The organism is Rhodoferax sp. (assembly GCF_018780565.1).
In the GTDB taxonomy this organism is placed as follows: domain Bacteria; phylum Pseudomonadota; class Gammaproteobacteria; order Burkholderiales; family Burkholderiaceae_C; genus Rhodoferax.
This window is the reverse complement of record NZ_JADMJN010000008.1, coordinates 35,877-61,013: the sequence shown is the minus strand read 5'-3', so window position 1 is coordinate 61,013 and position 25,137 is coordinate 35,877. Positions and strand designations below refer to the sequence as shown.

The following is a 25,137-nucleotide window of genomic DNA, read 5'->3' as shown; positions in this document are numbered from 1 at the left end:
GGCGTGGATTAGGGTTGCAGCAGGCGGAACAGTCTTCGTCAGTTCCGATTTGCGGCGGCCTGTTGCAGCCAGTCCAGAAAGGTTTTCAGAACCGGTCGCTCCTCGCCGCGTTCGGGCATGACCAGGTAGTAGGCGCGTTCGCCCACCAGGGGCTGGTTGCAGGCCACCACCAACTCGCCGCCAGCCAGTTCGGCCTCAACGAGCAGGCGGGGTACCAGCGCCAGTCCCAAGCCATGGGCCGCTGCCGCAGCCGTCATCGAGAACAGCTCATAGCGGGGTCCGGACAGGGCCAGGGGCGCCTCCACCCCCATGGCATCAAACCACTGCCGCCATCCGCGGGGGCGGGTGCTTTGCTGCAGCAAGGGAAGCTGGGCGATGGCCTTGGGTGTGAGTGTGGTCCGGGTGCCGAGAAACTTGGGGCTGCACACAGGCACCACGTCTTCTGCCAGCAGACGCACCGCCCGGGTTCCGGCCCAGTTGCTCACCTGCTCGATGGTGCCGGAATACAGGGCCGCGTCAAACGGAGTGTCTGCAAACATGAACGGGCGGGTTCGCGTTTCAATGTGAACCGTGATGTCGGGATGCTGGGCGTTCAGTTCCGGCAGACGCGGGATCAGCCAGCGCGTCGCAAAGGTGGGAACTGCCGCGAGATGAATGCTGCCGCCGCTGCCTTGTGTGGACATCACGTCCAGCGTGTCCTGCTCCAGCCCTTGCAGGCGGGGTGCGATTTGATGCACATATTCCGCACCGCGGTCAGTCAAGGCCACGCCATGACGGGTGCGACGGAACAGTGCCACGCCCAAAAACTCTTCCAGCGCCGTGACCTGGCGCGAAACAGCGCTCTGCGTCAATGCCAGCTCCTGCGCAGCGCGGGTATAGCTTTCGTGGCGGGCCGCCGCCTCAAAACAGAGCAGCGTGTGGGTGGAAGGAATCTTGCGGCGCATGGGGCAGGGGGTGAATCTCAAACCCCTATTGTGCAGACTCTGCCGGGTATGAAAGCAGATTCAGGCCCATTTCGGGCCCAGGCGCTGGTGGGCTCTGTTTTGTAACGGGTTGTTGCGCTTGTCATCGTGGTGGCGTTGGCGCCAGTTGTAGGTGTGCACAATCCCTTTCCCCGGTCCCGATGGGGCCTTCTCACTTTAATCACGGTCATGAACACTGCACACATTTTGAATTCCTCCCGGACAACCTCCACATCCGTACCGGTTTGGCGGCGCTGCGCCTGTCTGGCGCTTCTGCTCGCCGGCACGGTAAGCCTCGCACACGCCGATGACATCAAAACTGCCGTGGGTGGCGGTTTGGGCGCCGCTGCCGGGGCCGTGGTGGGGCAATCGGTCGGCGGCAAGAACGGCGCCATTCTCGGGGGTGCCCTGGGCGGCGCCACGGGTGCCGCAGTCAGCACCCAGGGCTCCGGTCAGGGTGGCGCCATGGTGGGTGGTGCCGTGGGCGGTGCGGCTGGCGCGGTGGTCGGACAATCCGTGGGCGGAAAGACCGGCACCGTGGTGGGTGCCGGTGCAGGCGGTGCCGCAGGCGCCACCATCGGGAAAAATGTCGGCCAGACCAGTCCTGTGACGACCACCGGTCCGAAAGGCGGGGTCTACGCAGTGCAAGGGCAGGCACTTGACGATCCCAAAAGGCACAAAAAGCATAAAAAGCACGGCAGGAAGGATCGCTGCAACGAAGATCATCCGGGCCAGGGCCATGCCTATGGGAAATACAAACACTGCGATTGAGCCGCCAAGCTCCTGACCATGGGGCCCGGCAGTGGCCTAGATATGCACCACACGCATATCTGGGTGAAAAACGATTGATTGCGAATTGCAGGGTGCGCCGCTACCATTCAGGCCATCGCGAACCTTTCATTTTTCATTTCTGGAGATTTCCCATGGCCCACGCCGCATTCAACTGGCAAGATCCCTTTTTGCTCGACAGCCAACTCAGCGACGATGAACGCATGGTGCGCGATGCCGCTGCTGCCTACTGCCAGGACAAGCTGCAAACCCGCGTGACGCAAGCCTTTCGCGACGGCACCACCGACGTGGCCATTTTTCGCGAAATGGGCGAACTGGGTCTGCTGGGCCCCACCATCCCCGAAGCCTACGGCGGCCCCGGCCTGAACTATGTGGCTTACGGCCTGATTGCCCGGGAAGTCGAGCGCGTGGATTCTGGCTACCGTTCGATGATGAGCGTGCAAAGTTCCCTCGTCATGGTGCCGATTTTTGAGTTCGGCACCGAAGCGCAAAAGCAAAAATACCTGCCGAAATTGGCTTCTGGTGAATTTATTGGCTGCTTTGGCCTGACCGAGCCTGACCACGGCTCCGACCCCGGCTCCATGGCCACCCGGGCTCACAAGGTGGCGGGTGGTTACAAGCTCAGCGGCGCCAAGATGTGGATTTCCAACAGCCCGATTGCCGATGTGTTCGTGGTCTGGGCCAAAGAGGTGAGTGAGAGCGGCCAGGTCGGCCCGATCCGCGGTTTTGTACTGGAAAAAGGCATGAAGGGCTTGAGCGCTCCTGCCATCCACGGCAAGGTCGGTTTGCGTGCCTCCATCACCGGTGAAATCGTGATGGACGGCGTGTTCTGCCCCGAAGAAAACGCCTTCCCCGAAGTGCAGGGCCTCAAAGGCCCCTTCACCTGCCTGAACTCGGCACGCTACGGCATCGCCTGGGGCGCCCTGGGTGCGGCGGAGGACTGCTGGTTCCGCTCGCGCCAGTACACCATGGACCGCAAGCAGTTTGGCCGCCCCCTGGCTGCCAACCAGCTGATCCAGAAAAAGCTGGCCGACATGCAAACCGAGATCGCACTGGGCCTGCAGGGCTGCCTGCGACTGGGGCGCATGAAGGACGAAGGCACGGCCTCGGTCGAGATCACCTCCATCCTCAAGCGCAACTCTTGCGGCAAGGCGCTGGACATTGCCCGCCTGGCGCGCGACATGATGGGTGGCAATGGCATCTCCGACGAGTTCGGTGTGGCGCGTCACCTGGTCAATCTGGAAGTGGTGAACACCTATGAAGGCACGCACGATATCCATGCGCTGATTCTGGGTCGCGCGCAGACTGGCATCGCGGCGTTCGGGAACTAAAAGTCCTTGCCAGCCGACGTCCTGGGTGGCTGGGTTGGGGTATGGGGATTCGCCTCATACGCGCTTCGCTTTGCGAAATCGGCGAAGCCCCATACCCCTAACCCAGTAGGTAGTGCTGTTGCTAGGCATGTCGAGATGCAAACATGGAATTGCTGAAACAGATTGCCAACTGGACGTGGCTTCTCTGCTACGTGTTCGGGGCGTTGTATGTCTTTTTAGGATTTTCTGCTGCAGTAATCCTCCTGCTAAGTCGCCAGGTCGGGGCAGCGGGGCGTCTGGCCCTGCTTGTCGCGACGATTGGGGTAGTGACAGCGGCATTAGTTGCCATTAGTTTTGGATACCGTTTCCAAAGTCCACAAGAAGAAGTGGGTATGGTGATGATTGCAATACTGCTGGCGTGTGCGACGTTGATGCTGTTGTCGTTTGGCTGTTTTCGTGCATACAAACTATTCACAAAATAAATGCAATCGCAAGAGTTACTTTGTTGGACCGCCAACCTGACCCCGCTTGGCGGGCACACACGCAACCCAACACGCAATCAGAGAATTGAATTCATATGTCAGACAAACCATCGGCCTTAGGCCACCTTAAGGTCCTCGACCTCTCCCGCGTGCTCGCTGGCCCTTGGTGCACCCAGATGCTGGCGGATCTGGGCGCCGACGTGGTCAAGGTCGAGCGCCCCGTGGCGGGTGACGATACGCGCCACTGGGGGCCTCCGTTTTTGAAAGACGTGCAGGGCAAGGACACCACGCAAGCAAGCTACTACACGGCCACCAACCGCAACAAGCGCTCCATCACGCTGGATTTGGCGCACCCGGATGGGCAGGCCATTATTCGCAAGATGGCGTTGCAAAGCGATATTCTGGTGGAGAACTTCAAGGTTGGCGGCCTCAAGCCCTACGGCCTGGACTACGAGAGCCTTAAAGCCATCAACCCGCGCCTGATCTATTGCTCGGTAACCGGCTTTGGCCAGGATGGCCCCTACGCAGAGCGTGCCGGCTACGACCTGATGATCCAGGCCATGAGCGGCATGATGAGCATCACGGGCCGGGCCGATGGCGTGCCCGGCGGTGGGCCGCAGCGCGTGGGTGTGGCGTTGACGGACTTGTTCACCGGCGTGTACGCCTGCAGTGCGATTCTGGCCGCGCTGGAAGTGCGCAACCGGACCGGCGTGGGCCAGCAGATCGACATGGCCCTGCTCGACGTCGGCATGGCCATCCTGGCCAACCAGGCGGCGGGTTTTCTGAACACCGGCAAGGTCCCGCAGCGTCAGGGCAACAGCCATCCCAGCCTGGCGCCCTACCAGGACTTCCCCACGGCCGACGGCTCCATGCTGCTGGCGATTGGCAATGACGGCCAGTTCAGCCGCTTTTGCCATGCCGCAGGCAAGCCCGAATGGGCCGCTGATGCGCGTTACGCCGGCATGGCCGGGCGCGTGACCCACCGCGGTACGCTGATTCCGGCCATGGAAGAGGTCACCCGCACACGCACCACCGCGCAGTGGATCAGCCTGCTGGAAGACAAGGCCGTGCCCTGCGGACCCATCAATGATCTTGGTCAGGCGTTTGACGATGCCCAGGTCAAGGCCCGGCATCTGGTGGTTAATCAGCCTCTATCACCAGTCGTTGCTGCGCAATCAGCTATTGAATCAATAGCGAGTGTGGCCAGTCCGCTGCGTCTCATGGCAACGCCACCCGTGTTGAATCGCCCACCACCGGCCTTGGGTGAGCACACGGATGAAGTGTTGGCCGAGTTGGGCCTGGACAGCGCGCAGATTGCGGCGCTGCGGCAAACTGGAGTGGTTTAATTCAAACTTTTCTCTGCTAGTTTGCTGATGATCCCCCAATATTTGCTTTCCTTGAGCCTGTGTGCCTTGCTGGCGACGCCGGTTGGCGCTCAGCCGGTCTCCTTCGGTCTGTTCGGCGACACGCCCTACAGCCCGCGGGAGCGGGAGCGGCTGCCTGAACTCATGGCGGAGATGGACCGTGAAGACCTGGCCTTTGTCGTGCATGACGGGGACATCAAGAGCGGCGGCAGCGTATGCAGCGACGAGGTGCTGCGCGACATGCTGGGCGTCTTCCAGGCATCCCGGCATCCACTGGTTTTTGTGCCGGGTGACAATGAATGGACCGATTGCCATCGAAGCAACAACGGTTCTTACGACCCGCTGGAGCGTCTGGGTAAATTGCGTGAACTGTTTTTTGCCGGCGACACGGCCCTGGGTCAGCGGCCCATGCCGTTGGTGCGTCAGAGCAGCGACCCCGCCTTTGCCGGCTACCGTGAAAACGTGCGTTGGGAATTGGGCGGGGCTCTGTTTGTCGGGTTGAATCTGCCGGGCAGCGAAAACAACTACCACGGCACCACCCGCGGCGGCGGCCCGGTACCGGAGTTCATTGAGCGTGGCGCTGCGAACCGGGCTTGGCTGGCGCAGGCTTTTGCCCTGGCGCGAACCAAGAAGCTGGCGGGCATCATGATCGTGATTCAGGCCAATCCGGAGTTGGAAGCTTTCAGTGCCGGTCATACGCGTCCCGGCTATCGAGAATTTTTGACCCAGCTGCGAGCTGAGACCCAGGCTTTTGCGGGCCAGGTGGTGCTGGTGCATGGCGATACCCACTGGCAGAAAATCGACCAGCCGATGCTCGACAGCGCTGGCAATGAATTGGTTAAAAACTTCACCCGTGTGGAAACCTTTGGTTCGCCCTTCATGGGCTGGATCAAGGCGAGCGTGGACGTGACAGATCCGCAGGTGTTCCGTTTTTCGCCCCGACGCCTGGGCAGTACCCCACCCCAGAACTGAACGCCCCTTTTATTTGGGGAAGAACTCCGGGTTGGTGCGGATGATTTTTTTCAGATGCTCGAAGCAGTTGGCATCCAGCGCCGTGCCCACGGTGTCCGCCATGATGGCCAGTGTTTTGTCGATGGGCACAGCACCCCGGTAAGGCCGCTCAGCCGTGATGGCGTCAAAGATGTCGGCGGTGGTGATGATGCGCGTTTCCAGTGCAATGTCTTCAGCCTTGATGCCGCGCGGGTAGCCCCCGCCATCGAGCCGCTCATGGTGCGCGGCAGAAACCCGCGCCAGCTCGTCGAAAGCCTTGATTCGTCCCAGGATGGACTCGGTGTAAACGGTGTGTTGCCTGACGGACGCCCACTCCGCATCGTCGAGCTTGCCGGGCTTGTCCAGGATCGAGTTGCTGACGCCGAGTTTGCCCACATCGTGCAGCAGGGCTCCGCGCTTGAGCCAGCGCCGACGCGCCTCAGGCAGGTCCAGTGACTCACCCAGGAGGGCCGTGTAGAGGCCCACCCGGGCACTGTGGCCGGCGGTGAAGGGGCTTTTGGCATCGACCACTTTGCCAAACGCTTCGGCAATGTCGTCAAGATAGTCTTCGTCGAGCAGGGCTTCATGGCCACCGGGCTCCATGGCGAACACGCAGGACTCCACTTCGGGGGAATTCAGGGTGCTCCAGAAGGCGTCGGCACTGGCAACTTCCAGAAAGCTGTCAATCAGCTCGGGGTCGAACCATCTGCCGCGTCGCGCAACCACTTCCTTCAGGGCGGCGGCTTTGCCGTCTGAACAATTGACGATGTCCACCACCTGGGCCAGCAGCGCGATGCGTGCGTAAAGTGGAATCGCTTTGCCGGCCAGGCATTCGGGCCGGCCTTCGCCGTCCCAGTGCTCGTCCAGCGAATGAATGCCTTGCGCCACACCTTCCGAGAAGCGCAGCTGGCGGGCGATGTCCGCGCCGCGTGTGCAACGGGTCTGAATCAGTTCCTGGGCAATGTCGTCGCCGTTGGTCAGGATGCCACCCAAAGCCTTCAGCCGGTCTTTCAAGCCGGAGGCTGGACCGGTATGACGCAGCACAAAGCGCAGCACCTGGGGCAAGGTGCCATCGACCCACTTGAAATCGCGCTTGAAAGACAGGTCGTCGGTCAGGTAAAGCTCACAGATGCGGGAGGCGTTGCTGCTGCAGCCCAGATCTTTGAGCAGCAGCGTGTAATACAGCTCCCACAGTTCGCCGCTTGGCAACTTCAACTGCTGGCCAATGTGCATGCCGATCCAGCAGCAGCGCACGCAGTGTCCCTCGGGCTGACCCTCGGTAATGTCCAGCGCATGGCTCAAGGCGCCCATGAGTTCCGACAGTTTCAATGCCTGCATGACTTGTTTCCTTCAGGCGGCCGGCTTTCGACTGACCAGTACGATCCCCAGCGCCACCATTGACAAAGCTGCTATCAAATTGATGGTAATTGGCTCCCGCAGCCAGAGTGCGCCAAACAACAGGGCAAACACGGGCGTGAGGAATACAAAAACCGAGATCTTGGTCGCCGGGTAGCGCCCCAGCAGCCACATCCAGGTCAGGTAGCTGGCAAATGCGCCCACCACGGTTTGCACCAGCATCGAGGTGCTGCCAAATGCGCTCCAGGACCACACCCATTGCTCGTGCAGTACCAGCGACAGCACGGGCAGCGTGACGGTGCTGACCGTCACTTGGTAAAACAGCATCTTTTCAGGCGACACCCGGGTAAGACGCGAGCCGCGAATCACGATGGTGGTCAAACCCCAAAACATGCCTGCCGCCAGCGCCAGCAAGTCGCCCAGCCATTGCCGGGGCTGGCTTTGGGCACCCAGGCCATCGCGCAATGCAAACAGCACGGCTGCAAAGGCCAGGGCCAGGCCCACCCATTGCACCGGCGCCAAGTGTTCGGATTTCACCCGCAAAGGCAGCAGCACCGCGACCCAGAAGGGTGAGGTATACAGAAAGACGGTGAGTCGGGAGGCCGTTGTGAACTGCAGCCCGGCGTAGAGACAGGCAAACTCAATGGCGAACAACGTGCCCGCCAGAAGACCGATGGCCAACGTGCCGTCGCGTTCGAAAAGGCGCACGCCGCGCCACAGGCACCACAGCCACAACAAGACGGTGGCGCCCGCAAAGCGCAGCGCCGCCTGAAAGACCGGGGGAATTTCAGGGATGGTGGCTTTCACCAGCACTTGCTGAAGCCCCCAGAACAGGCAGCAGGCCAACAACAGCCCGATGGCGACACCATCCAGGTGGTTTTTGCGCAGCGTCATAGGCCGGGCCTGAGCGTCATGGTGCGGCCCATCCTTCGTATCACAAGGGGTGTTCGGTGTAGAACTTGCCGCCGTGAAATAGCAGCGGTGAGGCGCCTAAGCGGTGCGAACAGCGCTCCACTTCGCCCACGAAGATCACATGGTCGCCTTCTTCATAGCGACTGCGGTTGAAGCATTCAAAACTGGCGGCAGCCCCGGACAACAGGGGTGCACCGCCCACACCTTCCACAAACGCCACGTCGGCAAAACGGTCCAGGCCCTTGGCGGCAAAACGTTTGGCGAGGTCATGCTGATCAGCGCCCAGGACATTGATGGCGTAGTGCGAGCCGGTGCTGAAGGCGGGCATCGACGCCGCGGCCCTGGCTAGGCTCCACAGCACCAGGGGTGGATCAAGTGACACAGAATTGAACGAGTTGGCAGTCAGGCCAATCAGTTCACCCTCGGCCGTGCGGGCTGTGACAATCGTGACGCCAGTGGCAAACATACCCAGGGCGGCGCGGAACTCGGGGGCAGAAAAACTGGGGGGCTGGGCCCTGCGACTGGAGGCAGTTAAAGACATGGGTGCAATTTACCTGAAATTTCGGGATCACTGGTGGGTAAGGGCTGTAACCCTGTCGCGCAGGCGGGTGCTGCACTCGCCAGGGGAATAAAATACCGCATGCATTTCTGCAAATTCATCCCGGTCTTCGTTGCTTCAATTGTGATAGCAACCCAGGCAATTGCGTCGGGGGCCTGTGATGATTTTTACGCAAGGCTTCCGAATGTCACGCGGGCCCTGTGTGAAACGGCAAAGCTGCAGCCCACCACGATCCGCAGCGTCCGCGGGCGTCCCATCTACATGCGCGACACGGGTCCGCAGGATGCCCGCTTGCGTGTGCTGGTGATTGGCGGCATGCATGGTGACGAACTCTCATCCGCATCAGTGGCTTTGCATTGGATTGACCTGGCCCAGGCCGTGCCGGGACAAACCCTGTGGCGTTTCATACCCGCACTCAATCCCGATGGTTTGTTCAGTCGGCCATCGCGTCGTGTCAACGCCAATGGGGTGGATCTGAACCGCAATTTCCCGACCCCCAACTGGGAGCGCGATGCTGCGGTTTATTGGGAAAAGCGCACCCGCAAGGACCCGCGCCGCTGGCCCGGCAAAAAACCCTTGAGCGAACCCGAATCGAAACTCCTGCATGAGGAAATGCAAAGATTCAAGCCGCATCTCATTGTCAGTATCCATGCGCCCTACGGCGTGCTGGATTTCGACGGACCGATTGCCCCACCGAGCCGCCTGGGGCGACTGTATCTGGATCAGGTGGGCATCTTTCCCGGCTCCCTGGGCAATTACGGTGGTGTGCACAAAGGTATGCCGGTGGTCACCATCGAACTGCCCAGTGCGCTGCTGACACCACGTGATGTCGAGATCAAGCGGATGTGGCTGGATTTGCAGCAATGGATGGGCGACACCATGGCGCCGAGCGTCATGGCACAAGGGCCTGTTTCGCCCTCCCGCAAGTCTCCTTAGCGGCCACCTGCAACCGCGGGCCGTGGCTATACTCGCCAGTGGGACCGTGCTGGTCCAGGGAGAGGTAGTTCATGAAAATGAGACGCACCAGCTGTCGGCGGCAAAAAGTCTTTGCTGGCTTGGCCTTGGCCGTGTTCCTCTCCTCTGCAACGGCTGCCGATGACTATTTTGCGGGGTATGGATTGTCACCGGCCTCGCAACCGGTCGACATCGGCGCTCAGCCATTGGGCTATCCCTCGGGGGTTATCAGCGCTGTCATGCAACACGATCGCCTGTTGAAGAAGGCGCTGGCAGACACCCAGCAACCACTGGCGATGCATCCGTTTCGACGCGGCGCCGACATGATTTCCCTGTTGAAAGACCGCCGTCTGGACGCTGGTTTGCTCGGCGATATGCCGACCATTCTCGCGGCCTCGACGGGCAATGTCTGGATTGTGGGGCTGGTCAAGCAGACGTCCACAGCCATTGTCGCCAAGGGCGATACCCAGGTCAGTGGGCTGGTCGGCAAGCGGGTCGGGTACGTTGAGGCTTCCAGTGCCCACCACACTTTGCTGCAGGGTCTGGCTTCGGCAGGCATTGCTGAAGCCCAGATCAAACGTGTCGCTCTGGGGGTGGGCGATATGCCCGACGCCCTGGAGAGAGGGGATATCGATGCCTTTGCCGGGTGGGAGCCCGCGCCGACCATCGCCTTGGAGAAGAGTGACAAAAACCACATCGTCTTCAGGGGCCTGAGCACCGATTATTTCGTTATTGAACGTGAGTTTGAGAAGCGCTCCCCGCAGGCCGCCCGCCATGTGGTTGCCGGATTTTTGCGGGCCATTGAATGGATGCGCCGCTCCCAGCGGAATGTTGAAAAAGCCGCACGTTGGGCCAAGCTGAATACGGAATCTTTCTCCGGCAAAGTCACACCGATATCGGTCGCCCAGATTGGCGCCATCACGCGCCGGGAGATCCTGGACGTTCCCTCGGCGCCCACCATCATGAGCATCTCGGGCATCCCGCCACTCAGGAATGAATTTCAGTTTTTACAGAAACTGGGCAAATTGCCTGAGGGTGCGAAGTGGGAGAACGTCCAGGCGGCCTTGACCTATGACGGTTTGGTGCGGGTCCTGGCAGAGCCCCGGGCATTCCAGTTACGTAGCTTCGACTACGAGGACTAGGCGCAATGTCCGGCATTTACGCGTCGTTTTCAAGTCGTATCGCCGGATATTTTGCCGCCCTGTTTCTGGCCGCCCTGGGGGTCTTCTTTTTGCTCTGGTATTTGGGTCTGCCTTTGCTGGAGCTCAGCGGTGCCCGCAATCAGCGGCTGGCCGAGGCAATGCGCACCCTGGAGCTCAAGGCGGACCTGCATCGAACCCTGATCGCCAACGGTCTCAGGGAGCGGCGTGGCGATATGTTGGTCGTTTCTGAAAACATGGTTCTGGCCAGGCAGTTGGCGAGCAAGGGTCCCGAGGCCCAACAGACAACGGAGCGGGTGTTCGAACGCCTGCAGCGTGCCTATCCCGATCGTTATGTGCGAATGCTGGTGGTCAATCCGGTGAGCAAGCAGATTGTTGCCAGCAGTGACCCGGCTGATGTCGGAAAAGCGTTTCAGGATCCTGTGCTGATCCAGCGGGCCACACAGTCGGGCGTCACTGAAATGATTGAACAACTGGTGCGAAACGATGCCCCTGCTTCGCTGGCCGTGGTACGCCAGATACATGCACCGGATGCGGACGGATTTTCCAATGGGAAATTGGTGGGTATTCTGATTGGCCTGGTTGACCTCCAGCAGCTTGTGACACTGGGTTTTTCCGATGAGTCGCTGGCTTTGGGCAAGCGTGCATCGACCCTACTGTTTGACTCTGAAGCCCAAGCTTTGGTGCATGTGTCCAGCGACACGCTGGACAGCAGATCCTTCACGCTGGACCGCAAGGTCGCGCCGGGTTTCGAGGGAACCTTGACCTACGCCGATGCCGGGGGCATGGAGTGGGTTGCGGTTTACCGCTATCTCCAGCTCAGTGGCTCGCAAGGGTGGACCGTGGTCAACTACCTGAGCAAGTCGGACGCCCTGGGTACGCTGAAAGAAGACCTGAGTGCCCTGGTGGTCGCTGGCCTGATTCTCGCGGGAATCGCCTTGCTCCTGATCAGTCTGGCGGCGCGCCGGGTGACCCGGCCACTGCTCTCCCTGGCGCAGACCGCCACCAAACTGGGACGTGGCGATCTGTCGGTTCGATCCACGGTGCGGCCAAGGGAGAGTCGTGAGATCGCAGCGCTGTCGGACGCGTTCAATGGCATGGCCGAGGGTATTCAAAAGGCGCACCAGACGCTTGAAGACAAAGTGCTTGAGCGCACCACTGAACTGGCCCGAGAACGCGACCGGGTGCAAGGCTATCTGGACATTGCCGGCATCATGTTGATGGCGCTCGATGTGGATGGCCGGATCTCCATGATCAATAAAAAAGGGGCCGAAGTATTGGGTCAAGCGGAGTCTGGCTTGATCGGGATGGACTGGTTCGAGAACTTCGTCCCGGCCGATGAGCGCCACATGGTCAGGAAGGTGTTCCGGCAAATCATGTCTGGAGACCTGCTGCCCGTGGCCCACTTCGAGAACCGCGTCGTCAACTCGATGGGCCAGGAACTGATCATGGCCTGGAACAACACCCTTCTGAGAGACGCCTCGGGCGCTGTCGTCGGGAGCTTGTCCTCGGCTGAAGATGTCACTGAACGCAAACGCGCGCAAGAGCAGCTGCGCCAGAGTGAGGAAAACCTCGCCATCACGTTGCAGTCCATTGGGGACGCGGTAATTGCCACCGACGCGCAGGGCCGCGTCACCCGCATGAACCCGACGGCCGAGCGACTCACCGGCTGGCCGCTGACACAGGCTGTGGGTCGATTCCTGCCTGAGGTGTTTGATATCGTCAATGCGCAGACCCGCGTACCGTCGGTCAACCCCGTGCAGTTGGTGATGGACCGGGGTGAAGTCGTTGGCTTGGCCAACCACACGGCCCTGATTGCCCGCGACGGGCGGGAGCACCAGATTTCCGACAGCGCAGCCCCGATCCGGGATGCCGCTGGCCAGATTGTGGGCGTGGTGCTGGTGTTCAGTGATGTCACCGAAGACTACCGCGTGCGGGCCGCCCTGGAGTCCACGGCCGAGCTGCTTGAGCGAACCGGCGAGATCGCTCAAGTTGGCGGGTGGGAGCTCGACTTGAAGACCATGGCGCATTTCTGGTCGCCTCAGACCTGCCGCATCCTGGAGGTCGATCCACCCGTGGCGCCCCCGCTGGAGCAGGGCATCAATCTCTATGCGCCTGAGGCTCGGCCAGTCATCCGGGCTGCGGTACAGGCCGCCATGGACTGTGGCGCGCCCTATGACCTGGAGTTGCCAGCCGTCACGGCCCTCGGGCGCCCCATCTGGGTACGGGCGCAGGGCTCTGCTGTGATGGAGGACGGCAAGGCCATCAAGTTGCTGGGGGCCTTGCATGACATCACGCAGCGCAAGCAAGCCGAGTTGTACGAGCAATTTCGCAGCCACATTCTGGAGTTGCTTGCCGGAGGGGAGGCGCTGCCAAACCTGCTGGAGGCACTGGTGCGCGGCGTTGAGCGGCTCAATCCCGCGATGCTCTGCAGCATCTTGTTGCTTGACAGCGAAGCGCGGCATCTGGGCAAGGGCATCGCCCCCAGCCTGCCTGACTTCTACAACGCGGCACTGGACGGCACTGAAATTGGCTTGGGCGTTGGTTCCTGCGGTACCGCAGCCTTCACCGGGGAGCGGGTGGTTGTTGAAGACATTGCGACGCACCCTTACTGGGTGGCTTACAAGGAACTCGCAGCCAGCGCGGGCCTGGGTGCCTGTTGGTCGCAGCCCGTCAAGTCCTCTTCGGGCGCGGTACTGGGCACTTTTGCGATCTACCATCGCGAACGGCACCTGCCGGCAGATTCGGATATTGTGCTGATTGAACAAACCGCCCATCTGGCCAGCATCGCTATCGAAAGAGGTGTAGCGACACAGAAGCTGCGTGACAGTGAAGCGCATTTCCGCTTGCTCACAGAGGACGCAAGCGATGTGGTGTGGAAGCAGGATCGGAACAATCGGTTCACCTACATCAGTCCAGCCGACGAGCGAATGCGTGGTTTTCGCTTTGACGAAGTGGTCGGCCACCATGTGTTCGAGCTTTTGACCGAGGAGGGTATCGCGCTGGTGCGCGAGCGACTCAGTCAGAAGCGGTCAGCAGACGCACCGGGATCCGAGACCGCGTCGACCACCTTTGAACTGCAGCAGCGCTGCAAGGATGGCCGCCTGATCTGGACCGAAGTGGTGACCAAACCGGATCGCGACGCTAACGGGGTGTTGATTGGCTACCACGGCATTACGCGGGAAATCACCAAACGAAGGCAGGCTGAAGAGGCCCAGCGCATCGCCGCGACCGCCTTCGAGTCTCAGGAAGGCATGTTCGTCACCGATACGTCCAGTGTGATCCTGCGCGTCAACAAGACCTTCACCGAGATCACCGGTTACACCGCGCAAGAGGCGGTGGGACAAAACCCCCGGCTGTTCAAATCCGGCCGTCATGAGAAGCGGTTTTATGAAGACCTGTGGCGCAGTATCGAGCAACGCGGTTCCTGGCAAGGCGAAATCTGGAACCGGCGCAAGGATGGCGAGGTATTCCCCGAGTGGCTCACCATCACTGCGGTGAAAGACAATGCGGGTTTGACAACGCACTACGTGGCCACCTTCACCGACATCAGCGCGCGCAAGGTGGCAGAAGAGCAGATCAAAAGACTCGCTTTTTATGATCCGCTGACGGGTTTGCCCAACCGGCGGCTGTTGATGGATCGTCTGGAGCAGGCCCTGGCCGCCGGCGCGCGGCACCAGCGCAAAGGCGCATTGCTGTTCGTTGATCTGGACAATTTCAAGGTTCTCAACGATACCCTGGGGCATTACCAGGGTGATTTGTTGCTGGAGCAGGTGGCGCAGCGTCTCTCGACGTGCATCCGCGAAGGCGATACGGTGGCCCGATTGGGCGGCGATGAATTCGTGGTCATGCTTGAGGATCTCAGCGAGAGCGCACCCGAGGCCGCAACCCAGGCGGAAATCGTCGGGGAAAAGATTCTGGCCACGCTCAACCAGATCTACCAGCTCGGCGCTCACGAGCATCGCAGTACGCCCAGCATTGGCATCACCCTGTTCGGCGAACAGCATGAAGACATTGATCAGCCTTTGAAACGGGCCGATTTGGCGATGTACCAGGCCAAGGCCGCTGGCCGCAACACCCTGCGCTTTTTTGACCCACAGATGCAGGCGGTGGTGAGTGTGCGCGCCGCGCTGGAATCAAGCCTGCGCGAGGCGGTACAGAAAAAGCAATTCATCCTTCACTACCAGGCTCAAGTGACGGGGCAGGCGAGCGGCCCCAGCGTGCTCACGGGCGCAGAGGCGCTGGTGCGCTGGCATGACCCCTCGCGGGGTCTGGTGTCGCCAGCCGAGTTCATCCCGTTGGCCGAGGAAACCGGCCTCATCCTGCCACTGGGTGCCTGGGTGCTGGAAACGGCTTGCACACAATTGGCGCGATGGGCCGGGCGACCCGACATGGCCCCACTGACTCTGGCCGTCAATGTCAGCGCACGGCAATTTCACCAAGCGGACTTCGTTGACCAGGTGTTGGCGGTGTTGGCGCGAACGGGCGCCAATCCATGTCGACTCAAGCTGGAGTTGACAGAGGGCTTGCTGGTCGCCAATGTGGAAGACATCATCGCCAAAATGACCGCGCTCAAGGCGGTTGGCGTTGGCTTTTCCCTGGATGATTTTGGCACCGGCTACTCTTCGCTTTCCTACTTGAAGCGTCTGCCGCTGGATCAACTCAAGATCGACCAGGGCTTTGTCAGGGACATCCTGATTGATCCCAATGATGCTGCCATTGCGAAGATGGTCGTGGTGCTGGCCAATAGCCTGGGCCTGGCGGTGATTGCCGAGGGTGTGGAAACCGGGGCGCAGAGGGAGTTTCTTGCCGGGCAGGGTTGCTACGCCTACCAGGGCTATTTGTTTGGCCGCCCGATGCCGCTGGAAGCGTTTGAAGCCATGGTGCTGCAGGCCTGAGCCCCTTTGGTTCAGAAATACTGAATTGAGGCTTCAATTCAATTGAACTTATGCAAACACATTGAATCCTAAACTGGCTTCGTGCAAGGGATTGTCCCAGGCATGTCGATTTTTGGAAGTTTGCAGTGAAGGTACATCAGTCCATAGGGTCAACACCAGAGGAATCCCGTTACACGCCGGTGGCGATTGCTTTGCACTGGTTGCTGGGCCTTGCCATATTGGGCATGTTTGCGGTTGGCGTTTTCATGGCCGATCTGCCCTTCTCGCCGTTGCGGCTCAAGCTTTACAACTGGCACAAGTGGGCCGGCGTTACTTTTCTGGCCCTGTCGGTGCTGCGTCTGGTGTGGCGCCTGACCCATCGTCCCCCGGCTTTGCCGGCAAGCATCGAGCAGGCCATGCCGAGCTGGCAGCTGCGTGCCTACCATGCAACGCACTACCTGATGTATGCCCTGTTCTTTGCCGTGCCGCTGATTGGCTGGGCTTACAGTTCGGCAGCGGGCTTTCCGATTGTCTGGTTCGGTCAGATTCCATTGCCCGATTTGGTCGCGCCGGACAAGGCCCTGGCCGAAATGATCAAGCCCTTACATGAGTTGTCGGCCTTCGCCCTGGTGGGCTTGGCATGCGTTCACATCGCCGCAGCCTTGAAGCACCACTGGATTGACCGCGATGGCTTGTTGAGCCGGATGTTGCCCGGACGTCGTTGAATCTTTTTCTCCTACCCATCATGAAAATACCTTCTTTGCTATTCCCCCTCGTGCTGACTTTGGTGTCCGCTACGGCCCTACCCGTTGCCGCGCAGCAGAAGCTGGCGCCGGCTCAAAGCACTATCGGCTTTGTGTTCAAACAGATGGGCGTGCCGATGGAGGGACGTTTCACGAAATTCGATGCGCAAATCAGCTTCGATGCGGCCAAGCTGGCGAGCAGTTCGGTGGCCTTCACGGTCGACATAGCCAGTGCCACTCTGGGCAATGCCGAAGTCGATTCCGAATTGCCCAAAGCCACCTGGTTCAATACAGCCAAATTTGCACAGGCCACATTTGCTTCAAGCGCGTTCAAGTCACTTGGCGGCGGCAAGTACGAAGTGACTGGAAAGCTTGGCATCAAGGGTCAGTCCCGCGATGTGGTGGTGCCGGTCACCATGACGCAAGCGGGGCCTGTCACCACCGCCACGGGCGTCTTTCCCATCAAGCGCCTGGCTTTCAAGATTGGCGAAAACGAATGGGCCGATACCTCGATGGTGGCCGACGACGTGCAAGTCAAGTTCAAGCTTGCTTTGAGCGGCGTTGGCAAGCTCTGAGTGGTTCCTCTTTTTCCAACCCTGTCTATTGATGCAAGTCCGGTCACACGGCGCCGCTGATCTAGATTTTTCTCTAACCTCCCACCCGCATTTACCATGAAGAAACTTACTCAACTTTCTATCGCTCTCGCTTTGATGGCCTCCGCTGCACTGCCTGCCATGGCAGCGCCAGAAACCTATGCGGTTGACTCCAACCATTCTTTTCCGCGCTTCTCCTACAACCACTTCGGCCTGTCCACGCAGGTGAGCCGCTTCAACAATACAACGGGGACGGTGGTGCTGGACAAGGCCGCCAAGACCGGTTCGGTGGATGTGGTCATCGACATGAAGTCTGTGGACACGGGCTCCAATGTTTTTAACGGACACATCCAGGGCGAGGACTTCCTCGACACCGCCAAATTTCCAAGCGCCACGTTCAAGTCCACCAAGGTGGTCTTCGAAGGTGACAAACCCACAACGATCGAAGGCAATCTGACCATCAAGGGTGTCACCAAGCCCGTCACCTTGAAGGTCACCAGCTACACGAACATGGAGCATCCGATGCTGAAGAAAGACGTCATCGGTGCCGACGCCAGCGTGGTCATCAAGCGCAGCGAATTCAAGGCTGGGAAATATGCCCCTTACGTGGGTGACGATGTCACCATCAGCATAGCGGTCGAAGCCATCAAGCAGTAAGTTCGACGCACACCTCAACCGGCCAGCAACCTGTCGGCCGGTACGAAGTCGTAGCCCAGCGCACGGGCTACCGCTTCGCAGGTCACCTGGCCATGGGCCACATTCAGGCCGTTTTTCAGGTGGGGGTTTTCTGTGAGTGCTTGTCGCCAGCCCTTGTCCGCCAAAGTGACGGCATAGCCCATCGTGGCGTTATTGAGCGCAAATGTTGATGTGCGGGCCACGGCGCCGGGCATGTTGGCGACGCAGTAGTGCACCACGCCATCCACCACGAAGGTGGGATCAGCATGTGTGGTGATACGGGATGTCTCGAAGCAGCCCCCCTGGTCAATCGCGACATCGACCACGACAGCACCCTTTTTCATGCCTGAAATCATGCTGCGCGTGACCAGCTTGGGGGCCGCTGCACCAGGAATCAATACGCCACCAATGAGCAGTTCGGCATCCTGGACGGCCTCTGCCACACTGTGGGCGCAGGAATACACGGTGCTGATGCGATTGCCAAAGACCAGGTCGAGTTGGCGCAGGCGGTCCATGTTTTTGTCCAGCACGGTTACCCGCGCACCCAACCCTACAGCCATTTGCAAGGCGTTCGTGCCCACCACCCCGGCGCCGAGAATCACCACATGGCCCGCCTGCACGCCGGGTACACCCCCGAGCAACACGCCCATGCCGCCTTTGGACAGTTCCAGATGTGCGGCACCGGCCTGGATGGCCATGCGGCCCGCCACCTCGCTCATGGGCGCCAGCAAAGGCAGGCCGCCGCCAGGGCCTGTCACGGTTTCATAAGCAATGCACACTGCGCCTGATTTGACGAGTGCGGTCGTTTGCGCCAGGTCTGGAGCCAAATGCAGGTAGGTAAACAGAATCTGGCCCGGGCGCAGCATGGCGCATTCCTGGGGTTGGGGCTCCTTGACCTTGACGATCATGTCGGCTTGGGCAAATACCTCGCTTGCGTCTGCCGTCAGGCGGGCGCCGGCCGATTGGTATTGCTCGTCGCCCAGACCAATGGCGGTACCCGCGCCGGTTTGCACCAGTACCTCGTGCCCATGCGAACACAACTCACGTACGCTGGCCGGTGTCAGACCGACGCGGTACTCATGGTTCTTGATCTCCCTGGGCAGTCCGATGCGCATGCTGATCTCCCGACAAGGGGCGCTCCATCAAGACGCGTTCAATGATTCGCCCAAGGCGTTGACCAGGCTGTCGATCTGGGTAGCGGTGGTGATGAATGGCGGCGCCAGCTGGATGGTGTCACCGCCGTAGCGGACATAAAAACCCTTGTTTAGCATGGCCATGGCGACCTCATACGGCCGACGCGCCGGCTCACCCGGCATGGCTTCCAGGGTGATGCCCGCCGCGAGTCCAAAGTTGCGGATGTCCGTGACATGTTTCACCCCTTTGAGGCTGTGTACCGCATTCTCAAAATGCGGTGCCATGGCCTTGACTTGTTCGACCATGTTCTCCTTGACCAGCAGATCCAGCGCGGCCAAGCCTACTGCGCAGGCCACCGGGTGGGCCGAGTAGGTGTAGCCATGGGCGAACTCCAACATGTAGTTCGGCCCACCTTGTGCCATGAAAGTGTCGTAGATGTCCTTTTTGACCAGCACCGCGCCCAGCGGTTGTGCGCCATTGGTGATCTGCTTTGCGACGTTCATGATGTCCGGCGTCACGCCAAAGGCGTCGGCACCGGTATAGGCGCCAGCCCTGCCAAAGCCGGTAATCACCTCATCAAAAATCAGCAGGATGTTATGGGCCGTGCAAATGTCCCGAAGGCGTTGCAGATAGCCCTTGGGCGGAATCACCACGCCAGCCGAGCCCGAAAACGGTTCCACGATCACCGCTGCGATGTTGCTGGCATCGTGCAGTGCGATGAGTCTCAACAGATCGTCCGCCAATTCTGCGCCTTTGTCCGGCATGCCGCGCGAAAACGCATTGCCGGGCAGTTGCGTGTGCGGCAGGTGGTCCGCTGCGATGCCCTGGCCAAACATCTTGCGGTTGGCAACGATGCCGCCGACTGAAATGCCACCGAAATTGACACCGTGGTAACCTTTTTCGCGTCCAATCAAAAGCGTTTTGCCGGCTTGACCTTTGGCTCGCCAGTAAGCGCGGGCCATTTTGAGTGAAGTGTCGGCTGACTCCGAGCCTGAACCGGTGAAGAACACATAGTCCAGGCCGGCGGGGGTGAGTTCCTTGAGTTTATTGGCCAACTCGAATGAGAGCGGGTGGCCAAACTGGAATGCGGGTGAGTAGTCGAGCGTAGCCATCTGGCGTGTCACCGCATCGGTGATCTCCTTGCGCCCGTGCCCCAGGCCGCAACACCACAAGCCCGACAGGCCATCAAAAATCTGCTTGCCATGGATGTCCGTGTAATAGCAACCCTTGGCACTCACCATCATGCGTGGATTGGCTTTGAAGTCGCGGTTGCCGGTGTAGGGCATCCAGTGTGCATCAAGCCAGGCTGCATCTGTGCGCTGGGGGGACAACTGCTGTGCATCGTTCATGTTCATGGTGTTTCCTGAGTCGGGTGAGTCGGGTGCGCCCCGAAGCGCTTGCGCGCGTCAGCATAAGTATGACAACATTGCGCCGCCATGGTCGGTCAACATCTGGAGATGCTTCTTGCTCAGAGTCAAGTCCTTGATAAATATGGCATTTCGACCCGGGAAAATCAATACGGGAAACTACGGAAGCAAATTTGGCATGAAATCAGCGTAGACTGATATTTCGGTGTCCCCGTTGTCATATCAGCGGATCGTCGGGTTCTTTTTCCATATTTAGTAAATCAGGAGCACCTGTTATGAAGATTTTGTCCTTCCTTAAAGTTGTATTGAGCACTACCGCAATGAGCTTCCTGATGGCCGGCGCCGCCCAGGCCGCTGATCAGGGTACGGCCGCAGAAGCCGAGGCCATGGTGAAAAAGGCCGTAGCCTATATCAAGGCCAATGGGCCAGAAAAGGCTTACGATGAATTTACCAATGGCAAGTCTTTCAAGGACCGCGATCTGTATGTCATCGTCTATGACTTGAATGGCAAGAATTTGGCTCAAGGCGCCAATCCCAAGCTGGTCGGCAAGGATTTGATCGGGCTCAAGGATCCCGATGGCAAACCGCTGATCCAGATGTTTGTCGATTTGGCAAAAACCAAGGGCAAAGGCTGGGTCGAGGGCTACAAGTTCCTGAATCCGGCAACACAGAAGATCGAAGGCAAAGCCATGTACCTTGAGCGCGTGGGTGACACACTGGTGGGTTGCGGTATTTACAAGGGCTGATTCTCGTCTCTGTCCTCGTCGGAGTGTGCTTGCTGAGAGCCCTCCGCGGGAACAGGCGATTTACGGATGCTCAAGAGCATTCCGCCTGACATCAAAGGCTTGCATTACAAAGCCTCTTTTATAAACTTGGAGCAACTATCATGACATTTCTTCTGAATCTGAAGTCCCTGTTGATCGGGTCCGCACTGGGCCTCTTGATGGCGGGGGGTGCTTGGGCAGCTGACCAGGGCACCGCTGCCGAAGCCGAAGCCATGGTGAAAAAGGCGGTTGCCTATGTCAAGGCCAATGGTCCCGAGAAAGCAGCGGAGGAATTCACGAATGGCAAAACCTTCAAGGATCGGGATCTGTACGTCAGTTACCTTGATCTGAACGGAAGAGCGCTTGGTCATGGCGCCAACCCCAAGTTGGTTGGCAAGGACCTGATCGGTTTGAAGGATCCCGATGGCAAGCCGCTGGTTCAAATGCTCGTCGATGTGGGTAAAAACAAAGGCAAAGGGTGGACAGAGAACTACAAGTTCCGCAACCCGACAACCGAGAAGATTTCTGAAAAAGCGATGTATGTAGAGCGTGTCGGTGACAACATTGTTTGCGTTGGCATCTATAAATAGTTATTGTGGGTGCCCCTCCAGAGGGGCAATTAACGGACCTTTGCTTGTCCAATGTTGGAGCCTTTAAATGAATTTGCGTGATATAAAAATCGGCCCCCGGCTTGGATTGGGCTTTGGCTTGATCCTGTTGGCCTCCAGCGCGATGTTGGTTGGAACACTTGTCAGCAATGGCGCCAGCCGATCAGCCTTGTTGGATACCTTGCAAAAAGCCGGCGCTCAGCAGGACTTGGCCGTAGATATGCGCGACTCCTTGCTCAGCAGTGCTGTTTCCGTGCGCAACATGGGCTTGCAAAGCAAAGTGGAAGGCGTGCAAAAGGACGAAGCAGAGGCCAAGAAGTACCGCGCGGCTTATTTGGCCGCCAAAGGCAAACTGGAAGCCGCTGGCCTGGGTCCCAAGGAACGGGAGTTGTTTGGCCGTCTGGCTGACATCGATCGTTTGATGGACGCCCATTTCAAGGAAGCGGTTGACCTGGCTGCACAGTTCAACACCGAGCAGGCTGGTGCTGTCATCACCGGCAAAATCGATCCCTTGCTGACCAAGGCCTCTGCCGAATTGGTCACCTTTGTCGCGTTGCAAAAGCAGCATACCAAGGACGCCACCGAACAGGCCAACGCCAGCAACCGTGCCACCGTTAGCGTGATCAGTATTGCTGCGGCATTGGTGCTGGTGATTGCTGGACTGATGGCGTGGCGCCTCACCATGAGCATCACCCGGCCTTTGCGAACTGCGCTTGATGCCACGGGGCGTGTAGCGCGGGGTGATCTGGCAAGTGACATTCAGGTCACTGGTCGCGACGAGGCGGCGCATCTCCTGGGTGGTTTGCAGGAGATGCGTGACAGTTTGTCACGCCTGGTCAGCGAGGTGCGCGCAGGTGCCGAAAATATTTCTACAGGTGCCAATGAGATTGCCTCGGGCAATGCCGACCTGTCGCAACGAACCGAAACCCAAGCCAGCAATCTGGAGGAAACCGCAGCCTCGATGGAGGAGCTTAGCTCCACCGTGAAGAACAACGCTGATACCGCGCGTCAGGCCAATCAAATGGCCGGTTCGGCCAGCTCTGCCGCCGTCAAGGGCGGTCAAGTGGTGGGCCAAGTGGTTGCGACCATGCAGGAAATCACAGTCGCCTCGCGCAAGATCTCGGACATCATCAGCGTGATTGACGGCATCGCATTTCAGACCAACATCCTCGCGCTGAACGCGGCCGTGGAAGCGGCCCGTGCGGGCGAGCAAGGTCGTGGCTTTGCCGTGGTGGCCAGCGAAGTGCGTAGTCTGGCTGGGCGTTCGGCAGAAGCGGCCAAGGAAATCAAGAGCCTGATTGGCGCCAGCGTAGAGAAAGTCGAAGCCGGTAGCCAGTTGGTGGGCGAGGCGGGCGAATCGATGAACGATATCGTGACCCAGGTCAAACGCGTGGCCGATTTGATCGGTGAAATCAGCTCCTCGGCCCATGAACAAACCAGTGGCATTGACCAGATCAACCAAGCCATTGCCCAGTTGGACAATGTGACCCAGCAAAATGCGGCCTTGGTGGAGGAAGCTGCTGCTGCCGCAGACAGCTTGAATCAGCAGGCCGGTCGCATGGTCGAAGTGGTCAGCGTTTTCAAATTGGCCGACGGCCACTCTCACGCGGCAGCCCCTCGCGCTGCCGCTCCCCGGGCTGCTGCGCCACGTCCGGCCCTGAAGGCTGCACCAGCCCCGGCAGCACGTCTTGCACCAGCAAAAGCTCCTGCAGCGCCTCGCGCTGCGCCCAAGCAGTTGCCTGCTGCAAAACCAGCGGCGGAGAAAGACGACGACTGGACCACCTTCTGATGTATCCATGAAGTGGAGGGTACGTATTGCACGCGTGGCGGCAATCGCAGTGGCGCTTGCCGCCATCGTTTATTTTGCCGGCCCGCGTAACGAATTTGGCCCCGATATTCCCACACAGCGAACCTTGGTGCCAAGCCGGATTGAGACGCTGGAAGATGCCCTCAAGGCAAGCGAGGCAGCTTACCCGGATATCCGACCCGGTACGGCCAAAGGCATTGTGTGGGCGTCGGCATCCCGGCAGAGAACATCCTGGTCGGTGGTCTATATCCATGGTTTCACGGCCAGTCGGCTTGAAACGGCCCCATTGACCGAGCTGGTGGCTCAAGAGCTGGGTGCGAATGTCTTCTACACGCGTCTGACCGGTCATGGCCGGTCAGACGCCGCCATGGGGGAGGCGAGTGTTCAAGACTGGATGGCGGATGCGGTGGAGGCGGTTCGCATCGGTCAAACCCTGGGTGAGCGGGTGCTGGTAATCAGTTGCTCGTCCGGTTCGACGCTGGCCACCTGGCTGGCGCTGGCGCCCGAAGGCAGACAGGTTGCGGCGCATGTGTTCATATCGCCCAATTTTGGTCCCAAAAACAAACGCTCGGAAATCATCAATGCCCCGTGGGGGACGAAGATTGCGATTGCGCTGGAGGGTGAAACGCGCGGGAAGGCATCTGAGGACGCGAGGGAGGCCGGGGTGTGGACCAGCCGCTATCCGACGCGTGCCCTGTTTCCGATGATGGCCATGGTGAAGAAGGTGCGGGACAGTGATCTGTCCAAGTTCACCACGCCGCTCAAGGTTCTGTACAGCCTGGATGACCAGACGGTCGATCCCTTGGAAACACAGGCAGCCTTTGCCCGTATCGGCGCACCGCTGAAATCAATTGAGGTCGTGAGCTACAGCAAGAGCAAGGGCCAGCACGTTCTGGCCGGGGACGTTCGGGCGCCGGAAGCGACGGCACCGATGGCAAGCTCTATCGTGAGATGGGTCAAGGCCTTGCCGCCAGGCATCGAATCCAAACGCTAGACACAGTTGAAAACCGTGGGAGTGGCTCCACTATCCAGAAGTGCTTGAATTTCTTCAAGCCGCTTTGAGGAGGGTCGGACCATGTTTCGTGACCGTGATGAGGCTGCTGGCCTGCTGGTTGGCAAACTTCAAGCCTATAGGGGCAAGAACCCCCTGATCCTGGCCATTCCTCGCGGCGCGGTGCCGATGGCGAGGATCATCGCCAGTGAGCTGGAGGGTGAATTGGATGTCGTCCTGGTGCGCAAACTGCGTGCGCCGCACCAGGCGGAGTTGGCCATCGGTTCGGTCGATGAAAGCGGCTGGACTTACCTGGCCGACTATGCCGAGCTCTATGGAGCTAACCACGACTACATCGAGTCCGAAAAGCGCACCCAGTTGGAAACCCTGCGCAAGCGCCGCGCCCAGTACACCCCCATTCGCCCCCCGATAGATCCGGGTGGACGCATCGTCATCGTCGTCGATGATGGCTTGGCCACAGGGGCGACGATGATTTCTGCATTGCACGGTTTGCGTGTCCGCCATCCCGCCCGGCTGGTCTGTGCGGTACCAGTGTCACCCCCGGATACGCTGGCGAAGGTCACCAAGCTGGCGGATGAGGTGGTGTGCCTGGAGACGCCCGAGTTCTTTCAGGCTGTCGGTCAGTTCTACCGGCATTTTGGACAGATCGAGGACGACGAGGTGATTCGGATCCTGAAGGACGCCTGAAGCAGCCTGTACCCAGACAGACAGTGGTGTGC

General features: G+C 59.7%; 22 protein-coding genes. 16 read left to right on the top strand and 6 right to left on the bottom strand.

The window, feature by feature from the left end:
• Positions 1-38: 38 nt before the first annotated feature.
• The gene (locus tag IV109_RS12050; protein ID WP_296696710.1) at positions 39-944 is read right to left on the bottom strand and encodes a LysR substrate-binding domain-containing protein; all 906 of its coding nucleotides are present in this window, start codon (positions 942-944) and stop codon (positions 39-41) included.
• Positions 945-1,151: 207 nt separating this feature from the next.
• Between IV109_RS12050 and IV109_RS12045 the strand changes: the two genes are divergently transcribed.
• The 5 genes from IV109_RS12045 (at position 1,152) to IV109_RS12025 (ending at position 5,879) form a co-directional block, all read left to right on the top strand.
• Positions 1,152-1,733, top strand: coding sequence for a hypothetical protein (locus IV109_RS12045; RefSeq protein ID WP_296696708.1), 582 nt, complete (start codon positions 1,152-1,154; stop codon positions 1,731-1,733).
• A gap of 152 nt (positions 1,734-1,885) precedes the next feature.
• The gene (locus IV109_RS12040; protein ID WP_296696706.1) at positions 1,886-3,082 is read left to right on the top strand and encodes an acyl-CoA dehydrogenase; all 1,197 of its coding nucleotides are present in this window, start codon (positions 1,886-1,888) and stop codon (positions 3,080-3,082) included.
• Positions 3,083-3,225: 143 nt separating this feature from the next.
• Positions 3,226-3,543, top strand: a complete 318-nt coding sequence (locus tag IV109_RS12035; protein ID WP_296696704.1) for a hypothetical protein — start codon at positions 3,226-3,228, stop codon at positions 3,541-3,543.
• A gap of 95 nt (positions 3,544-3,638) precedes the next feature.
• Positions 3,639-4,889: a CaiB/BaiF CoA-transferase family protein gene (locus IV109_RS12030; protein ID WP_296696702.1), complete on the top strand. Its 1,251-nt coding sequence runs from the start codon at positions 3,639-3,641 to the stop codon at positions 4,887-4,889.
• A 27-nt stretch (positions 4,890-4,916) separates the two neighbouring features.
• Positions 4,917-5,879 carry a hypothetical protein gene (locus IV109_RS12025; RefSeq protein WP_296696700.1) on the top strand — a complete coding sequence of 321 codons (963 nt, stop codon included), beginning with the start codon at positions 4,917-4,919 and terminating at the stop codon, positions 5,877-5,879.
• A gap of 9 nt (positions 5,880-5,888) precedes the next feature.
• On the opposite strand, the gene IV109_RS12020 is transcribed toward IV109_RS12025, so the two are convergent.
• From IV109_RS12020 to IV109_RS12010, 3 genes are read right to left on the bottom strand one after another with little or no spacing between them, the layout of a single operon-like run.
• Positions 5,889-7,235 (bottom strand): HD-GYP domain-containing protein, encoded by a 1,347-nt coding sequence (locus IV109_RS12020; protein ID WP_296696698.1) that lies wholly within the window; start codon positions 7,233-7,235, stop codon positions 5,889-5,891.
• 12 nt (positions 7,236-7,247) lie between these two features.
• A complete protein-coding gene (locus IV109_RS12015) occupies positions 7,248-8,147 on the bottom strand; it encodes a DMT family transporter (protein WP_296696696.1) in 900 nt (299 codons plus the stop codon).
• A gap of 40 nt (positions 8,148-8,187) precedes the next feature.
• Complete coding sequence (locus IV109_RS12010) at positions 8,188-8,706, bottom strand: flavin reductase family protein (RefSeq protein ID WP_296696694.1); 519 nt, start codon at positions 8,704-8,706, stop codon at positions 8,188-8,190.
• A gap of 99 nt (positions 8,707-8,805) precedes the next feature.
• Here IV109_RS12010 and IV109_RS12005 point away from each other — a divergent pair, with 99 nt between their 5' ends.
• The 6 genes from IV109_RS12005 (at position 8,806) to IV109_RS11980 (ending at position 17,708) form a co-directional block, all read left to right on the top strand.
• Positions 8,806-9,660, top strand: coding sequence for a M14 family murein peptide amidase A (locus tag IV109_RS12005; RefSeq protein WP_296696691.1), 855 nt, complete (start codon positions 8,806-8,808; stop codon positions 9,658-9,660).
• 71 nt (positions 9,661-9,731) lie between these two features.
• Positions 9,732-10,820 carry an ABC transporter substrate-binding protein gene (locus IV109_RS12000; protein ID WP_296696689.1) on the top strand — a complete coding sequence of 363 codons (1,089 nt, stop codon included), beginning with the start codon at positions 9,732-9,734 and terminating at the stop codon, positions 10,818-10,820.
• A gap of 5 nt (positions 10,821-10,825) precedes the next feature.
• Positions 10,826-15,736 (top strand): PAS domain S-box protein, encoded by a 4,911-nt coding sequence (locus IV109_RS11995; protein WP_296696687.1) that lies wholly within the window; start codon positions 10,826-10,828, stop codon positions 15,734-15,736.
• 125 nt (positions 15,737-15,861) lie between these two features.
• Entirely contained in the window at positions 15,862-16,440 is a 579-nt protein-coding gene (locus tag IV109_RS11990) for a cytochrome b (protein ID WP_296696684.1), read from the top strand.
• Positions 16,441-16,460: 20 nt separating this feature from the next.
• Entirely contained in the window at positions 16,461-17,033 is a 573-nt protein-coding gene (locus IV109_RS11985) for a YceI family protein (protein WP_296696681.1), read from the top strand.
• A gap of 96 nt (positions 17,034-17,129) precedes the next feature.
• Entirely contained in the window at positions 17,130-17,708 is a 579-nt protein-coding gene (locus IV109_RS11980) for a YceI family protein (RefSeq protein ID WP_296696678.1), read from the top strand.
• Positions 17,709-17,722: 14 nt separating this feature from the next.
• On the opposite strand, the gene ald is transcribed toward IV109_RS11980, so the two are convergent.
• Both ald and IV109_RS11970 read right to left on the bottom strand, forming a co-directional pair.
• On the bottom strand, positions 17,723-18,841 hold the full coding sequence (gene ald, locus IV109_RS11975; protein WP_296696676.1) for an alanine dehydrogenase: 1,119 nt from the start codon (positions 18,839-18,841) through the stop codon (positions 17,723-17,725).
• A 27-nt stretch (positions 18,842-18,868) separates the two neighbouring features.
• Positions 18,869-20,215: an aspartate aminotransferase family protein gene (locus IV109_RS11970; RefSeq protein ID WP_296696674.1), complete on the bottom strand. Its 1,347-nt coding sequence runs from the start codon at positions 20,213-20,215 to the stop codon at positions 18,869-18,871.
• A 332-nt stretch (positions 20,216-20,547) separates the two neighbouring features.
• On the opposite strand from IV109_RS11970, the gene IV109_RS11965 reads away from it, so the two are divergent.
• The 5 genes from IV109_RS11965 to IV109_RS11945 all read left to right on the top strand — a co-directional run bounded on the left by IV109_RS11965 (position 20,548) and on the right by IV109_RS11945 (position 25,105).
• Positions 20,548-20,973 carry a cache domain-containing protein gene (locus IV109_RS11965; protein WP_296697146.1) on the top strand — a complete coding sequence of 142 codons (426 nt, stop codon included), beginning with the start codon at positions 20,548-20,550 and terminating at the stop codon, positions 20,971-20,973.
• Between the two features lie 140 nt (positions 20,974-21,113).
• A complete protein-coding gene (locus IV109_RS11960) occupies positions 21,114-21,581 on the top strand; it encodes a cache domain-containing protein (protein WP_296696673.1) in 468 nt (155 codons plus the stop codon).
• Between the two features lie 67 nt (positions 21,582-21,648).
• Positions 21,649-23,388 carry a methyl-accepting chemotaxis protein gene (locus tag IV109_RS11955; protein ID WP_296696672.1) on the top strand — a complete coding sequence of 580 codons (1,740 nt, stop codon included), beginning with the start codon at positions 21,649-21,651 and terminating at the stop codon, positions 23,386-23,388.
• Between the two features lie 7 nt (positions 23,389-23,395).
• Positions 23,396-24,400, top strand: coding sequence for an alpha/beta fold hydrolase (locus IV109_RS11950; protein ID WP_296696670.1), 1,005 nt, complete (start codon positions 23,396-23,398; stop codon positions 24,398-24,400).
• Positions 24,401-24,481: 81 nt separating this feature from the next.
• A complete protein-coding gene (locus tag IV109_RS11945; RefSeq protein ID WP_296696668.1) occupies positions 24,482-25,105 on the top strand; it encodes a phosphoribosyltransferase family protein in 624 nt (207 codons plus the stop codon).
• Positions 25,106-25,137 lie beyond the last annotated feature (32 nt).

Bases quoted from the DNA above. Each gene is read 5' to 3' on its own strand.
- IV109_RS12030 (WP_296696702.1), top strand. From the start codon at position 3,639: ATGTCAGACAAACCATCGGCCTTAGGCCACCTTAAGGTCCTCGACCTC.
- IV109_RS12050 (WP_296696710.1), bottom strand. From the start codon at position 944: ATGCGCCGCAAGATTCCTTCCACCCACACGCTGCTCTGTTTTGAGGCG.
- IV109_RS11995 (WP_296696687.1), top strand. From the start codon at position 10,826: ATGTCCGGCATTTACGCGTCGTTTTCAAGTCGTATCGCCGGATATTTT.
- IV109_RS12005 (WP_296696691.1), top strand. From the start codon at position 8,806: ATGCATTTCTGCAAATTCATCCCGGTCTTCGTTGCTTCAATTGTGATA.
- IV109_RS11950 (WP_296696670.1), top strand. From the start codon at position 23,396: ATGAAGTGGAGGGTACGTATTGCACGCGTGGCGGCAATCGCAGTGGCG.
- IV109_RS12040 (WP_296696706.1), top strand. From the start codon at position 1,886: ATGGCCCACGCCGCATTCAACTGGCAAGATCCCTTTTTGCTCGACAGC.
- IV109_RS12010 (WP_296696694.1), bottom strand. From the start codon at position 8,706: ATGTCTTTAACTGCCTCCAGTCGCAGGGCCCAGCCCCCCAGTTTTTCT.
- IV109_RS12035 (WP_296696704.1), top strand. From the start codon at position 3,226: ATGGAATTGCTGAAACAGATTGCCAACTGGACGTGGCTTCTCTGCTAC.
- IV109_RS11955 (WP_296696672.1), top strand. From the start codon at position 21,649: ATGAATTTGCGTGATATAAAAATCGGCCCCCGGCTTGGATTGGGCTTT.
- IV109_RS11985 (WP_296696681.1), top strand. From the start codon at position 16,461: ATGAAAATACCTTCTTTGCTATTCCCCCTCGTGCTGACTTTGGTGTCC.
- IV109_RS11965 (WP_296697146.1), top strand. From the start codon at position 20,548: ATGAGCTTCCTGATGGCCGGCGCCGCCCAGGCCGCTGATCAGGGTACG.
- IV109_RS12020 (WP_296696698.1), bottom strand. From the start codon at position 7,235: ATGCAGGCATTGAAACTGTCGGAACTCATGGGCGCCTTGAGCCATGCG.
- IV109_RS12025 (WP_296696700.1), top strand. From the start codon at position 4,917: ATGATCCCCCAATATTTGCTTTCCTTGAGCCTGTGTGCCTTGCTGGCG.
- IV109_RS12015 (WP_296696696.1), bottom strand. From the start codon at position 8,147: ATGACGCTGCGCAAAAACCACCTGGATGGTGTCGCCATCGGGCTGTTG.
- IV109_RS11970 (WP_296696674.1), bottom strand. From the start codon at position 20,215: ATGAACATGAACGATGCACAGCAGTTGTCCCCCCAGCGCACAGATGCA.
- ald (WP_296696676.1), bottom strand. From the start codon at position 18,841: ATGCGCATCGGACTGCCCAGGGAGATCAAGAACCATGAGTACCGCGTC.
- IV109_RS11980 (WP_296696678.1), top strand. From the start codon at position 17,130: ATGAAGAAACTTACTCAACTTTCTATCGCTCTCGCTTTGATGGCCTCC.
- IV109_RS11945 (WP_296696668.1), top strand. From the start codon at position 24,482: ATGTTTCGTGACCGTGATGAGGCTGCTGGCCTGCTGGTTGGCAAACTT.
- IV109_RS12000 (WP_296696689.1), top strand. From the start codon at position 9,732: ATGAAAATGAGACGCACCAGCTGTCGGCGGCAAAAAGTCTTTGCTGGC.
- IV109_RS12045 (WP_296696708.1), top strand. From the start codon at position 1,152: ATGAACACTGCACACATTTTGAATTCCTCCCGGACAACCTCCACATCC.
- IV109_RS11960 (WP_296696673.1), top strand. From the start codon at position 21,114: ATGACATTTCTTCTGAATCTGAAGTCCCTGTTGATCGGGTCCGCACTG.